The sequence below is a fragment of the Leekyejoonella antrihumi genome (assembly GCF_007845645.1).
GTDB classification, from domain to species: Bacteria; Actinomycetota; Actinomycetes; order Actinomycetales; family Dermatophilaceae; genus Leekyejoonella; species Leekyejoonella antrihumi.
The window spans coordinates 105,361-118,126 of sequence record NZ_VCQV01000007.1 but is presented as its reverse complement, the minus strand read 5'-3'; the positions used below and the strand labels follow the sequence as shown (position 1 = coordinate 118,126).

General features: G+C 68.7%; 15 protein-coding genes. 9 read left to right on the top strand and 6 right to left on the bottom strand.

The window, feature by feature from the left end; translation table 11 throughout:
* Nucleotides 1–12 precede the first annotated feature (12 nt).
* Nucleotides 13–798 carry an ABC transporter ATP-binding protein gene (locus FGL98_RS07270; protein WP_146316067.1) on the bottom strand — a complete coding sequence of 262 codons (786 nt, stop codon included), beginning with the start codon at nt 796–798 and terminating at the stop codon, nt 13–15.
* A gap of 112 nt (nt 799–910) precedes the next feature.
* Between FGL98_RS07270 and FGL98_RS07265 the strand changes: the two genes are divergently transcribed.
* The 3 genes from FGL98_RS07265 to FGL98_RS07255 are packed head-to-tail and all read left to right on the top strand — an operon-like array spanning nt 911 to nt 3,380.
* The gene (locus FGL98_RS07265; protein ID WP_146316066.1) at nt 911–1,666 is read left to right on the top strand and encodes a hypothetical protein; all 756 of its coding nucleotides are present in this window, start codon (nt 911–913) and stop codon (nt 1,664–1,666) included.
* A gap of 32 nt (nt 1,667–1,698) precedes the next feature.
* A complete protein-coding gene (locus FGL98_RS07260) occupies nt 1,699–2,667 on the top strand; it encodes a hypothetical protein (protein WP_146316065.1) in 969 nt (322 codons plus the stop codon).
* Nucleotides 2,667–3,380 carry a hypothetical protein gene (locus tag FGL98_RS07255; RefSeq protein WP_146316064.1) on the top strand — a complete coding sequence of 238 codons (714 nt, stop codon included), beginning with the start codon at nt 2,667–2,669 and terminating at the stop codon, nt 3,378–3,380. Before FGL98_RS07260 ends, FGL98_RS07255 begins: the two co-directional genes overlap by 1 nt.
* Before the next feature lie 3 nt (nt 3,381–3,383).
* Here FGL98_RS07255 and glgA read toward each other — a convergent pair whose 3' ends face one another.
* The gene (glgA, locus tag FGL98_RS07250; RefSeq protein ID WP_146316063.1) at nt 3,384–4,586 is read right to left on the bottom strand and encodes a glycogen synthase; all 1,203 of its coding nucleotides are present in this window, start codon (nt 4,584–4,586) and stop codon (nt 3,384–3,386) included.
* Nucleotides 4,587–4,677: 91 nt separating this feature from the next.
* Here glgA and glgC point away from each other — a divergent pair, with 91 nt between their 5' ends.
* Complete coding sequence (gene glgC / locus FGL98_RS07245) at nt 4,678–5,931, top strand: glucose-1-phosphate adenylyltransferase (protein WP_146316062.1); 1,254 nt, start codon at nt 4,678–4,680, stop codon at nt 5,929–5,931.
* The gene (serB, locus tag FGL98_RS07240; RefSeq protein WP_146316061.1) at nt 5,928–7,130 is read left to right on the top strand and encodes a phosphoserine phosphatase SerB; all 1,203 of its coding nucleotides are present in this window, start codon (nt 5,928–5,930) and stop codon (nt 7,128–7,130) included. Before glgC ends, serB begins: the two co-directional genes overlap by 4 nt.
* Here the strand turns inward: serB and fabI are convergent.
* Both fabI and FGL98_RS07230 read right to left on the bottom strand, forming a co-directional pair.
* Nucleotides 7,124–7,885, bottom strand: coding sequence for an enoyl-ACP reductase FabI (gene fabI, locus FGL98_RS07235; protein WP_146316060.1), 762 nt, complete (start codon nt 7,883–7,885; stop codon nt 7,124–7,126). The two genes, serB and fabI, sit on opposite strands and share 7 nt — an antisense overlap.
* 52 nt (nt 7,886–7,937) lie before the next feature.
* Nucleotides 7,938–8,651, bottom strand: a complete 714-nt coding sequence (locus FGL98_RS07230; RefSeq protein ID WP_146316059.1) for a beta-ketoacyl-ACP reductase — start codon at nt 8,649–8,651, stop codon at nt 7,938–7,940.
* Between the two features lie 128 nt (nt 8,652–8,779).
* Here FGL98_RS07230 and FGL98_RS07225 point away from each other — a divergent pair, with 128 nt between their 5' ends.
* Together FGL98_RS07225 and FGL98_RS07220 are read left to right on the top strand one after the other, a co-directional pair.
* On the top strand, nt 8,780–9,094 hold the full coding sequence (locus FGL98_RS07225) for a DUF3099 domain-containing protein (protein WP_246136416.1): 315 nt from the start codon (nt 8,780–8,782) through the stop codon (nt 9,092–9,094).
* A gap of 27 nt (nt 9,095–9,121) precedes the next feature.
* Nucleotides 9,122–9,346 carry a hypothetical protein gene (locus tag FGL98_RS07220; RefSeq protein ID WP_146316058.1) on the top strand — a complete coding sequence of 75 codons (225 nt, stop codon included), beginning with the start codon at nt 9,122–9,124 and terminating at the stop codon, nt 9,344–9,346.
* A gap of 32 nt (nt 9,347–9,378) precedes the next feature.
* Here the strand turns inward: FGL98_RS07220 and moaA are convergent, their stop codons facing one another.
* A complete protein-coding gene (moaA, locus tag FGL98_RS07215; protein WP_146316057.1) occupies nt 9,379–10,386 on the bottom strand; it encodes a GTP 3',8-cyclase MoaA in 1,008 nt (335 codons plus the stop codon).
* Nucleotides 10,387–10,418: 32 nt separating this feature from the next.
* Here moaA and FGL98_RS07210 point away from each other — a divergent pair, with 32 nt between their 5' ends.
* Together FGL98_RS07210 and FGL98_RS07205 are read left to right on the top strand one after the other, a co-directional pair.
* A complete protein-coding gene (locus FGL98_RS07210) occupies nt 10,419–11,216 on the top strand; it encodes an SURF1 family cytochrome oxidase biogenesis protein (protein ID WP_186526027.1) in 798 nt (265 codons plus the stop codon).
* 99 nt (nt 11,217–11,315) lie between these two features.
* Nucleotides 11,316–11,897, top strand: a complete 582-nt coding sequence (locus FGL98_RS07205) for a DinB family protein (protein ID WP_146316055.1) — start codon at nt 11,316–11,318, stop codon at nt 11,895–11,897.
* Between the two features lie 51 nt (nt 11,898–11,948).
* On the opposite strand, the gene FGL98_RS07200 is transcribed toward FGL98_RS07205, so the two are convergent.
* Nucleotides 11,949–12,764, bottom strand: coding sequence for a GNAT family N-acetyltransferase (locus tag FGL98_RS07200; protein ID WP_146316054.1), 816 nt, complete (start codon nt 12,762–12,764; stop codon nt 11,949–11,951).
* Between the last annotated feature and the right edge of the window lie 2 nt (nt 12,765–12,766).

Genomic DNA, 12,766 nt, shown 5'->3' with positions numbered 1-12,766 from the left:
CCCGGTGGCCCGCTATCTGCGCGCGCGGGCGCTCCAGCGGTCGCCGTGCCGATCCAGTTCCAGAGGCATCCCGAACGTCTTGCTGAGGTTCTCGGCGGTCAGCGTCAGCTCCAGCGGCCCGGCCGCGACGATCTTGCCATCGCGCAACATCAGGACGTCGGTGAATCCCGACGGGATCTCCTCGACGTGATGGGTCACCAGCACCGTCACCGGCGCCTCGAGGTCTTGAGCCAGTGTCCCCAGTCGAGCCACGAGGTCTTCGCGCCCACCGAGATCCAGACCCGCGGCCGGCTCGTCGAGCAGCATCAGCTCGGGATCGGTCATGAGCGCCCGTGCGATCTGCACCCGCTTGCGCTCTCCTTCGCTGAGGGTCCCGTAGGTCCGGTCCACCAGGTGCGCGGCGCCGAGCGTCCCGAGCAGCTCGAGCGCACGGGCGTGATCGAGCTTGTCGTAGTCCTCCCGCCAGCGCCCGACGATGCCGTAGGACGCGGTCACCACCACGTCACCCACCCGTTCCCGGTTGGGTATGCGTCCGGCGATCTCTGCCGATGACAAACCGATCCGTGGCCGCAGCTCGAAGACGTCCACCGCACCCAGCACTTCGGAGAGCACGCCCGCGACGCCGGTCGTCGGATGCATCCGGCCCGCGGCGAGCTGCAGCAGGGTGCTCTTGCCCGCACCGTTCGGTCCCAGGACGACCCAACGCTCGCCCTCCTCGACCTCCCAGGTGACGTCATCGAGCAGCGGACGACCGCCGCGCACGACAGACACACCCGCCAGCGCCAGCACATCACTCATGGGCACGACCCTAGCGGGGGCCGGGGCACGGCCCCCGGCCAGCACCGGGTGTGGCGTGCACGAGGTGAAAGGGAGGACAACGCGCGGTGGCCGGCCCTCTATCATGGAAAGGATGTCCAGCCTGCCTGCCTCGGTGCGCCTCAGCCTCTGGATCACGGCCGCGTGGTCCGGCCATGTCGATCTGGCCGAGGCACTCCGCCGAGCCCTGCCGGACATAGACCACGTCGATGGGGACGTGGCGCAGCTGCAGCTGTGGCAGGACCTCGGCGAACGGGTCCTGGTCTGCGCTCTACCCCGTCCCGGCGATGTCCGCGGCCTGCCACGAGGCAACAATGACCTGGTCGAGGCGGCCACCGACTGCGGCGAGTGCGTGTTCGTCCCCGGCATCGGAGGCGCACTGGTGCCGACCGTCGAGGAGTTCGGACCCGAGGGGGACGTCGGCACGACCGTGCGGTTCACCGCATACGACTGCGACCCCATCCCGACCCACCGGCTGGAGGCACTGCGGGAGTCCGAGATCGAACGCGGGTTTCGCGAGCAGCTCACCGGCGCCATCGGCGCGCTCGAGGGCCTGGACGTGCAGCCCTGGGCAGGTTCCACCCTGCGAGGGCGGATCGATGACCGCATCGTCCTGAATGGCTGGGGCCTGCCCCCTGGGCTGCCGGGCCGCGCGCTGCGCGTCCTGCAGCAGGCGGCAACCACCGGCGCCGCGGCCGATCTCGGACTGGCCCACTCCCCCGCCGTCGACATATCGCAGGACCGGGCGCGTCACCTGCTGCTGCTCGACCTGCAGTCCGCGTCGGACCGGGCCATGGCGGACGCCTGCACGGTGGCCGCGCTGACGATCGCCGGTATGCGCGGATCCTGACGCAGTCCCGCCAGATCCCGTACGGTACGGGCATGAGCGAACGACCAGCGGAGGAGCAGACCGGCGGCCCCGTCCTCAGCGATTCCGAGGCCGAGCGAGTCCGCCGGCGGGTGCGGCTGCTCGTAGACATCACGTCGACGGTCGGCGTCTACCGGACCGGCCTGAAGCTCGCGGCGAGCCGGCTCACCAAGGGCGAGGCCACCGTCATCGCCGACCTCGAGACGCACGGGCTCGATGTCGCCCAGCTGCGTGAGGTGCTGTGCGGTGCGCACGTCCTTGTTGACGACCCGGATCTGTACACCAGCTGGCGGTTTCCCAAGACCCACGAGCGGTTGTCGAGCCATCACAAGAACATCGACAAGAAGCAGTACCCCGATCTGGGGCTGAAGGGCCCGCTGGTCCGCGAGAAGCTTCACGGTCGGACGAAAACCGGCACCTGGGTCCAGCTGGAGAAGACGCCGGCGGCCATGGGGGACGGTTTCCACCTGCCCACCTTCAACGACTTCCTCCACCTGTGTGACTACGTCGTCTATCGATTCACCAAGAGCAACGTCGGGCCGTGGGGTCTGTCGAAGCAGACCGAACGCCACCCCGTGTACCTCTCACCGGGTATGTCCTCGACGGTGCCGGTGCCCGCCTATGCGGAGGCAGAGCTGACCAGGGCCCTCGCTCAGGTCGAGGAACAGGACGACACCACGTCGGCCTCACCCGATCTGGCACGACGGTTTCCGCCCCCGGAGCGGCGCGACACCCTCGCCGAGTTGGTGCTGCGCCCCAAGTCCCGCAATGGCCGAGGACTGTTCGGCGCCTCGGAGGTCTATGCCAAGGGGGCGCCGCCGGCCGTGGCCCGCACGCTGCTGGACGAGGCGCGGGTGGCGGGCCAAGACTGGTCCCTGCCGGAGGCGGGAGACACGGCGGCGACCACAGTGCGTGGCGGGAAGCGCGAGATCCGGTGCGCGATGCGGCGCGTGCCGGCCAGCGACCAACAGAAGGACGACTAGTGAGCACACTGCAGACCGGCGAGCCGGACATCCCCGATGGCACCCTCGAGGCGTTGGTCCACCTCGTCGAGACCGGTCCGGTGTCGTTGGGTGGCTACACGATCGCGGAGATCGACGCGGTAGGCGGAATCGGGCACCTGCTCGAGGAGCAGCCGTCGTCCGAGCTGGTCGCCGAGGCGGTGCGGTCGCTGGCAGCGCGCAGCCTCATCGTGACAGAGGCAGGCTCCGACCGGCTGCAGATTCGAGGCGATCTGGGCATCGCGACCGCATTCCAGCACCGGTCCCGCATCATGCTCGACGCCCGCGTGACCGGCTCTGAGCCGGACCACCCGTGGCGGTTCGTGCTGATGCCGCAGCCCGAAGGCGTCACGCTGGAGGTGCTGATCGACGCGCTCGGCATCCACTTCTATTCGCTGCGCGGCAGCGAGAAGACGCTGGACCGCCTGTGGGAGCGACTGCCCGCCGGCGACCGCGGGCCTGACGACGCCGATGCCGACACGGTGCTGCCGGCCAGCCCGCATACGGCCCTCGTGAGCGTCAGCACCTGGGACGACGCCCAGAACCGGGAGACGCACGACGTCGTGCTGGCGCAGGATGGCGACCGCTGTCACGTCTTCCTCCGCAGCCCGGACGACCCGGGCCGGCTCGTGGCCGCCGGCATGGACAACGACGAGTGGCGCGACCTGCTCACCCGCCTCACGTCGACGAGCTGAGGGTCAGGCTCGCAGAACCTGCTCGTAGACCTGCTGGGTGCGTTCGGCGATCGCCAGCCAGCCGAACTTCTCGACCGCTCGGGTGCGGCCGGCCTGACCCCGACGGCGCGCCTCCTGCGGATCGCTGACGGCCTCGGTGAGCACCGCGGCAAGATCCGCGACATACCGGTCCGGCTCGCGCGGGGTGCCGGTCCCGTCGGTCACCTGGTCGATCGGCACCAGCCACCCGGTGTGCCCGTCCTCGACCACCTCCGGTATGCCGCCCGTGGCCGTCCCGACGACCGCGGCCTCGCAGGCCATCGCCTCGAGGTTCACGATGCCGAGCGGCTCGTAGACCGACGGGCACACGAAGACCGTGGCGGCCGAGAGCAGGGCAATCACTTCCTGGCGCGGCAGCATGTCGGCGATCCAGACGACGCCGCCCTGCCGCTGCTCGCGCAGACCGGCGACGAGGCCTTCGACCTCCTGCAGGATCTGCGGAGTGTCCGGCGCCCCGGCACACAGCACCAGCTGCACCTCCGGCGGCAGCTCGGCGGCCGCCCGCAGGAGGTAGGGCAGACCCTTCTGCCGGGTGATGCGCCCGACGAAGACGACACTGCGCCGGTCGGGGTCCACACCGTGCCGCCGCACCGTCTGGCGGGCAGTGTCGCTCGTGTCCCGCTGCCACAGCTCGGCATCGATCCCGTTGTGCACCACATGGACCCGAGCAGGATCAAGATTCGGATAGCTGGCCAGGACATCGGCGCGCATGCCGTGACTGACGGCAATCACCCCGGCGGCGGCCTCATACGCGGTCTTCTCCACGAAGGAGGAGATGCGATAGCCACCGGCGAGCTGCTCGGCCTTCCACGGGCGCATCGGCTCGAGGCTGTGAGCCGTGACCAGGTGCGGTATGCCGTGCAGCAGCGACGCGAGATGTCCCGCCATGTTGGCGTACCAGGTGTGCGAGTGCACCAGGTCGGCTCCCTCGCAGGCCTGCGCGATCGTCAGATCCACGCCGAGCGTGCGCAGGGTGGCGTTGGCGTCACCGAGCTCGGGCAGGTCGGGATAGCCGCTCGTTCCAGGCTCGGACACCGGTTCGCCGAAGGCTCGGACCCGCACGTCCGTCCCCGCGGCGCGCAGAGCCTTGACCAGTTCGGCCACATGCACCCCCGCTCCGCCGTAGATGTTGGGCGGGTACTCCTTGGTCAACACGTCTGCTCTCACGGGTCGAAACCTAGTCGGGTTCACCGATCGGCGCGAGGCCAGTGGGTGAGAAACTCACCGTCGGGGGTGGTGTGCGGCATAGGTTAGGGCCATGGCTGCGCGACGTCACGGACCCAAGGTGCTAGCGATCGTTCTCGCCGGTGGGGAGGGTAAGCGCCTCATGCCACTGACGGCCGACCGCGCCAAACCCGCCGTGCCGTTCGGTGGCGTCTACCGCCTGGTCGACTTCGCGCTGTCGAACCTGGCCAACAGCGGCTACATCAAGATGGTCGTCCTGACGCAGTACAAGTCGCACAGCCTCGACCGGCACGTGTCGATGACCTGGCGGATGTCGACCGTGCTCGGCAACTACGTCACGCCCGTGCCCGCTCAGCAGCGGCGGGGTAAGCAGTGGTTCCTCGGATCGGCCGATGCGATCTACCAGAGCCTGAACTTGATCCACGACGAGAAGCCCGACATCGTGGTCGTCGTGGGTGCCGACCACGTCTACCGCATGGACTTCAGCCAGATGGTGGAGCAGCACATCGACTCGGGCGCCCGGGTGAGCGTCGCGGCGATCCGCCAGGAGATCGGCCTGGCCTACCAGTTCGGCGTCATCGAACCGACCGACGACGGAGATGGACGGATCGCGGCCTTCCGCGAGAAGCCCTCGGACCCCAAGGCCCTCGCAGACAATCCGAACGAGATCCTGGCCTCGATGGGCAACTACGTCTTCGATGCCGACGCACTCATCGAGGCGGTCACCACGGACGCCGACAACGACGACAGCAAGCACGACATGGGCGGCGACATCGTCCCGTACTTCGTCGAACGCGGTGAGGCCTACGCCTACGACTTCAAGGACAACGAGATCCCCGGCGCCACCGAGCGGGACAAGGGCTACTGGCGTGACGTCGGCACGATCGACTCGTACTTCGAGGCGCACATGGACCTCGTGTCGATCCACCCCATCTTCAACCTCTACAACTACGAGTGGCCGATCGTGACGAGCCCGGGCAACTACCCGCCGGCGAAGTTCGTGCGCGGTGGGTCCGACGAGCAGGGCATCGCCGTCAGCTCAGCGGTGTCGCCGGGATGCATCATCAGCGGATCCGTCGCCAACAACTCGGTCCTCGGAGTCGACGCGCGACTGCACAGCTTTTCGCACGTCGAGGACTCCGTGCTGCTGGACGGGGTGGACATCGGCCGGCACTGCAGGGTGCGACGCGCCATCATCGACAAGGACGTCCACGTCCCCGACGGGGTGGACATCGGGGCCGACCTGGACGCGGACCGGGCGCGCGGCTTCACCGTGACCGACTCGGGCATCGTCGTCATCGGCAAGGGGACGGTCATCAAACCGTGACGCCCCACCCACAAACCCTCCTCCTGACCTTCACCGGCACCGACCAACCAGGGGTGACCAACTCCCTGCTGCAGGCGATCGCGCCCGAGGACACCACGGTCCTCGACCTCGAGCAGGCGGTCGTCCGCGGGCGACTGACCCTCTCCGCCCTGACCTCGGCGACTCCCCATCCCGATCGGATCATTGCGGCAGCGCAGCAGGTGGCCGCCAGCTGGTCTCTCGACCTGCACGTCGAGCCAGGCATGGGTGACAACCCGAAGCGTCGCACCGGCCGCGCCTCGGTCGTGGTGATCGGGGCTCCGCTGTATGCCGCTCCGCTGGCCCGGCTGACCTCTCGAATCGTCGACAGCGGAGCAAACATCGACCGCATCCGCCGACTGTCCCGGGAGCCGGTGACCACCCTGGAGCTCGATCTCTCCGGTGCGGACGTGCCGGTGCTGCGCCGTGACCTGGCACTGGTGGCGGCGCAGGAGAGTCTGGACATCGCCGTCGCCCCCGGCGGACTCGACCGTCGCGGCCGCCGACTGCTGGTCATGGATGTGGACAGCACGCTGATCCGCGACGAGGTCATCGAACTGCTTGCTCGCCATGCCGGGCGCGAGGCGGAGGTGGCCGCGGTCACCGAGCGGGCAATGCGCGGCGAGCTGGACTTCGAGGCAAGCCTGCACGAGCGGGTGCGCGCCCTTGCCGGCCTGCCGGAGTCAGTGCTCCAGGAGGTTCGTGACACGGTGCGCCTCACCCCGGGCGCACGCACCCTGGTGCGCACCGTGAAGCGGCTGGGCTTCTCCGTGGCCGTCGTCTCAGGCGGTTTCCTCGAGATCGTCGGCCCGCTGGCGCGTGACCTCGGCATCGACCACGCCCACGCCAACCGCCTCGAGATCCGCGACGGAGTGCTCACCGGCAGGGTGCTGGGACCGGTGGTCGACCGCGCCGAGAAGGCCCGGGCCCTCGCCCGATTCGCCGAGTTGGAGCACCTGCCGCTGTCTCGCACGGTCGCCATCGGCGACGGCGCAAACGACCTCGACATGCTGGCCGCCGCCGGCCTCGGCATCGCGTTCAACGCCAAGCCACTCGTGCGGGAGCAGGCCGACGCCTCGGTCAACGTGCCCTATCTCGACCCGGTGCTCTTCATGCTCGGGATATCTCGCGAGGACGTGGAGAACGCCGACCAGGCGGACGTCGAGGCGAGCGCCTACTGACCCATCGCGTGGACGCCGCCATCGACGTGCACGATCTCGCCGGTGGTCGCCGGGAACCAGTCGGACAGCAGCGCGATGCAGGCCTGGGCTGCCGGGTCCGGGTCGCGGACGTCCCAGCCCAGTGGTGCGCGGTCCCCCCAGGTGTCCTCGAACGTCGCAAATCCCGGGATCGACTTCGCCGCGGTGGTGCGCAACGGACCGGCCGCGACCAGGTTGCTGCGGATCCCCAGCGGCCCCAGGTCGCGCGCCAGATAGCGGTTGGTCGACTCGAACGCGGCCTTGGCCACCCCCATCCAGTCGTAGACGGGCCAGGCAAACCGCGCGTCGAAGGTGAGCCCGACGATGCTGGAGCCCCGATCGAGCATCGGCAGGGTCGCCGTGGCCAGAGCCTTCAGGGAGTAGGCCGAGGCATGGATCGCCGTGCTCACGTCCTCCCAGGTGCCCTCGAGGAAGTTGAACGCCCCCAGCGGGGCGAACCCGATGGAGTGCAACACCCCGTCCAGGCTGCCGATGTGCTCCTTGAGCCGGTCGCTGAGCGTGTCCAGGTGCTCCGCATCCGTCACGTCGAGCTCGATGACCTCGGGAGTCGTCGGCAGGCGCTTCGCGATCGTCTGAGTGATCCGCATGGTGCGACCGAACGACGTCAGCACCACCTCGGCGCCCTCGTTCTGCGCGATCCGCGCGACATGGAACGCGATCGAGGAGTCCATCAGGACCCCCGTGATCAGCAGCTTCTTACCGTCCAGCAGACCCATTCGATTTCTCCTTGCTCAGCCGTACTCGTGCATTGCTCTGCGTGCTGGTCGGTCAGTGGCCCATGCCCAGGCCGCCATCGACCGGAATGACCGCGCCACTGATGTACGCCGCGTGCGGGCTCGCGAGGAACCGCACCGTTGCGGCGACCTCCTCGGGCTCAGCGAACCGGCCGGCCGGGATCGCCGCCAGGTAGGCCTCCCGCTGCTTCTCCGGCAGTGCTTGCGTCATGGCGGTGTCGATGAACCCGGGGGCCACCACGTTGGCGGTGATGCTGCGCTTGCCGAGCTCGCGGGTGATCGACCGTGCCATCCCGACCAGGCCGGCCTTGCTCGCCGCATAGTTGACCTGACCCGGTGACCCGTAGAGACCTACGACACTGGAGATGAAGATGATCCGGCCGCGCTTGAGCCGGATCATTCCCTTGCTGGCGCGCCGCGCGCAGCGGAAGGCTCCGGCGAGGTTGGTGTCGACGACCGCGTCGAACTCTTCGTCGGTCATCCGCATCAGCAGGGTGTCCTTGGTGATCCCGGCGTTGGCGACGAGCACCTCGATCGGGCCGCCCAGTGCCTCCTCCGCCTGGGTGAACGCCGCGTCGACCGAGGCCGAGTCGGTCACGTCACAGGCCACGGCGTGCGCGCCCTCGGGCGCCTCACCGTTGCGGGAGGTCACCGCGACCCGATCGCCGTCGGCGACGAACGCCTCGGCTATCGCGCGGCCGATCCCGCGGTTGCCGCCAGTGACCAGGACGTTTCGTGGCTCAGTCATCGCATTCCTTTGCTCGCACCTGGCAGACGCTATCCGACTACTGCGCGGTAGCCGGAACGGGCGGGCTCGGGTCGACCGGGCGGATGGGCGCCACCGACGGGACTTGGTGGACGGCATAGGCTGGAGGCGTGCCTCACCAGCCGAACCAGCATCCCGTGCCGTCGGCGACCAACCTGCCGTCGCCGCCGAAGGATGACCACGACGCCAGGATGCGGCACTACCTGGCCTCTATGGGGATTCGCACCGTCTGTTTCGTGCTGGCCTACTTCCTGCATGGTTGGGCGCGCTGGGTCTGCATCGGTCTGGCGATCGTGCTGCCCTACATCGCCGTGGTCCTGGCGAACGCCACCAACGAGCGCCGGATCGAGGTGCTCGGCTCGGTGACTCCACCGCGGCGTCGGCCCAAGCAGGTCGAGCACCACGAGGATCCTCCCGCCGCATGAAGCGACCCATCATGGCGGCTGCCGCGGATGAATAGCACCGAACCGGACCCTCTCGTATGCAGCGCGAAGGGCTGTCGGGAGGAGGCCACCGTCGGGTTGCTCTGGAACAACCCGAAACTGCACACGCCCGAACGGCGCAAGGTCTGGCTGGCCTGCGATGGGCACCGTGTGCACCTGTCGGACTTCTTGAGCATGCGGGGCTTCCTCAAACAGGTGGTCCCTGTCGGCGAGATCCCCCCAGACGCCAGCTAGACGCGAACTGGTCGCCGCGGGGTCCGCCGGCTCTAGCCGCCGATGCTCGACATCGGCCGGTCCGGCTGCACGAACTCGGGCGTGCCGATGCCGTGACCTGCGGCCTTGCGCCACATCGTCCCCTGGATGATCTGCGCCAGCTCGTCGTCGGTGGCCCCCTCGCGCAGTGGCGTGCGCAGGTCTCCCTCGTCGCGCGCGAACAGGCAGTTGCGCACCTGGCCGTCCGCGGTGAGGCGCACCCGGTCGCAGGCCGCGCAGAACGGCGCTGTGACGCTGGCGATCACACCGACGGTCGCCGGTCCACCGTCGACCAGGAATCGCTCGGCAGGGGCGCTGCCACGCTCCTGTGAGGACACCGGCTCCAGCTGGAATCGTCGCGACAGCGCCTCCCGGAGCTGCACACCGGTCATCATGGCCGTGCGACTCCATGCATGCTGCGCGTCCAACGGCATCTGCTCGATGAACCGCAGCTCGTACCCGCGGTCCACGCACCACTGCAGCAGGTCCGCCGGATCGTCACCGCCCGGCATCGCCACGGCATTCACCTTGACCGGTGCGAGCCCGGCATCCGCGGCGGCCTTCAGACCGCGCTCGACGTCGGCAAACCGATCTCGTCGGGTGATCTCCTTGAATCGCTGTGGATCCACCGTGTCCAACGAGACGTTGATCCGGTTCAGACCGGCCTGGGCGAGTGGCCCCGCGAGCCGGTCGAGACCGATGCCGTTGGTCGTCAGCGCCATCGACGGCGCCGGGTCCAGCTCACCGACCCGGCGCACCACGTCCGCAAGCGAGCGCCGCAGCAGTGGCTCTCCCCCGGTGAACCGCACCTGGGTCACGCCGAGTCGCACGAAGACACCGATGACGCGGATCATCTCGTCGTCGGTCAGCATCTCGGGCTTGGCCATCCAGTCGAGTCCCTCGGCCGGCATGCAGTAGGTGCATCTCAGGTTGCAGCGATCGGTCACCGAAACGCGGAGGTCCGTCGCGACCCGACCGAATGTGTCGACGAGAGCCGGCGTATTGGGTCGTAGGCGGTTCATGCCCTCTAATGTACGACGGGTACCGTCAGGATGTGCTCCGCCTGCTGATGACCCGTCGATGGTTGGCATGGTTGGCCGTTGCGGCAGTGTGGGGCGTGGGCTGTTTCTACCTCGGCCGCTGGCAGTGGCACCGCTACGAGTCCAAGCACACCCTGCAGCACCAGATGAACGACAACTACAACGGGACGCCGGCCTCCATAGCCTCCCTGCTGCCATCCGAGTCGTCCGTCGTCACCTCCGACAAGCAGTGGCGCCAGGTGCGCCTGCTGGGGACGTATGACGCGTCGCATCGGGTCCTGGTGCGCAATCGCCCCAACAACGGCAACTACGGGTATGAGGTGGTGATCCCGTTCCGCCTGAAGTCCGGTGCCAACATCCTGGTCGACCGCGGGTGGATCCCCAACGGCAACAACGCGTCGGCGCCGAACTCCGTCCCGCCGACCCCCACGGGTCAGGTCACCGTGACCGGATGGTTGCGGCCGCCCGAGCAGAAGCTGAATCATCAGCCCGTCGCCGGCCAGGTCCCCTCGATCAACCTCGCCGACATCAAGGCGGTCACCGGGCTCGACACCTACAACGCCTACGTCCTGATGCGCGACGAGAAGACCGCGGCCGGCGTCACACCGCCTCGCCCTCAGGCACTGCCCAAACCCGACCCGGGCAGCTACGCCGGCATCAACATGAGCTATGCCTTCCAGTGGTGGCTCGGCATGGTCGCCGGCTTCGCGTACGTCGTGCTGCGCTGCCGCCGCGAGCACCTCGACGAGGTCAACGGCCCGCGAGAGCCGAAGCTGAAGAAGGTCCGCATCTGGGACGAGGAAGACGCCTAGTCGCACCTCGGAATCGGGTGCGAGCGGCGGCGCGAACCGGACCGGCCACCGACCCCATTCCTCCACCGACAGCAAGTTCGGTATGGCAGCATGCGGCGCATGACCAATCATCCAGCGGAGGGCGCAGGCCGGCCGGAGTCCGGCCTGACGGACAGCGACTTCTCACCCACCTGGGCTGACGACGACCGCCCGCGCATCCCGCACGTGGCTGCCGAGCGTCAGGCGCTCGAGGCGTACCTGGAGTACTACCGCGCGACCGTAGACATGAAGTGCCGCGGCCTGACCCCCGAACAGGCCCGGACTCGGCCCATCCCGCCGTCCACCCTGTCCCTTCACGGCTTGGTCCGACACCTCGCCGGCGTCGAGCGCTGGTGGTTCCAGCAGAACTTCGCGCGCCGCGACGTGCCTTTCCTCTTCATCTCCACAGACAACCCCGACCTCGACTTCGACCCGCCCGCGGACGCCGACTTCGCCACCGACCTGGAGACCTGGCGCGCCGAGTGTGCCGTCTCCCGTGAGATCGTCGCCGCTCATGACCTCGACGACACCGCGCGACCACTGGACTGGTTCGAGGACGTCGATCTGCGCTGGCTGATGCTTCGGATGATCACCGAGTATGCCCAGCACTGCGGACACCTCGACCTGCTTCGCGAGAGGGTCGACGGAAGGACGGGAGCCTGAGCTCGATGCGGAGACGAGGGTCGGCACTGCCATCCGATCCGCCACCGCGCGTCAGACTGCTTCACCTCGCGCATCCAAGGTGTATGGCGTGGTGGTGGCGACCGCGCGCAGCCCGAGGCGCACCAGGATCGGCCGCGAGTCGGGCGAGGTGTCCAGCCGCATGAACCGGTAGCCCTGCTCGCGAGCGAGCCTGGCCCGGTGGGTCACGGTCGCGCGATACAGCCCCTTGCGTCGCCACTCGGGCAGCGTCGAGCCGCCCCACATGCTGGCGAAGTCCGTCCCGGCGGAGTAGCGCAGCCAGCCCGCAGAAAGCACCGGCCCAGCTGCCGACTCCTCGACAACGACCACGTCCAGCGCGTCGGGGTTCGCCCGCATCTCCCGCGCCAGCGACCCGTCGCCCCGGTCAGGTCCCCAAATCGTCTTCATCAGCTCGTCGATCCGGCTCAGGTCGGCGTCACTGGTCACTGCCCGCACCCGCACACCCGGTGGCAGGTCGACATCCTGGATGAGCCCGCCGACCTCACCGAGCAGAAGGGTCTCGGGACTCTCTGCCACGAAGCCCGCCGACATCAGCAGGCCGGTCAGGTCGCCCGGCTCGTCGTAGGAGTACGTCTTCCACTCCACCCGCTCGCGCCGCGCGGTGAAGAAGTCCACCTGCCGGGCAATCGCACGCCCGGGATCGACGCCGAGGCCCCTGGGGCACTCGACCATGCAGTACGACGTGCCGGGTCGCTCCGGGTACCGACGCACGACGAGCTCGTCCGTGTCCTGCACGATGCCCGGTGCCGGCTCGTCCTCTCGGCCGCCGAGCCGAATCTGGCGGTGAAACTCCTCAAGCAACTGCTGGTCACCCAGATCAGATGTCATGG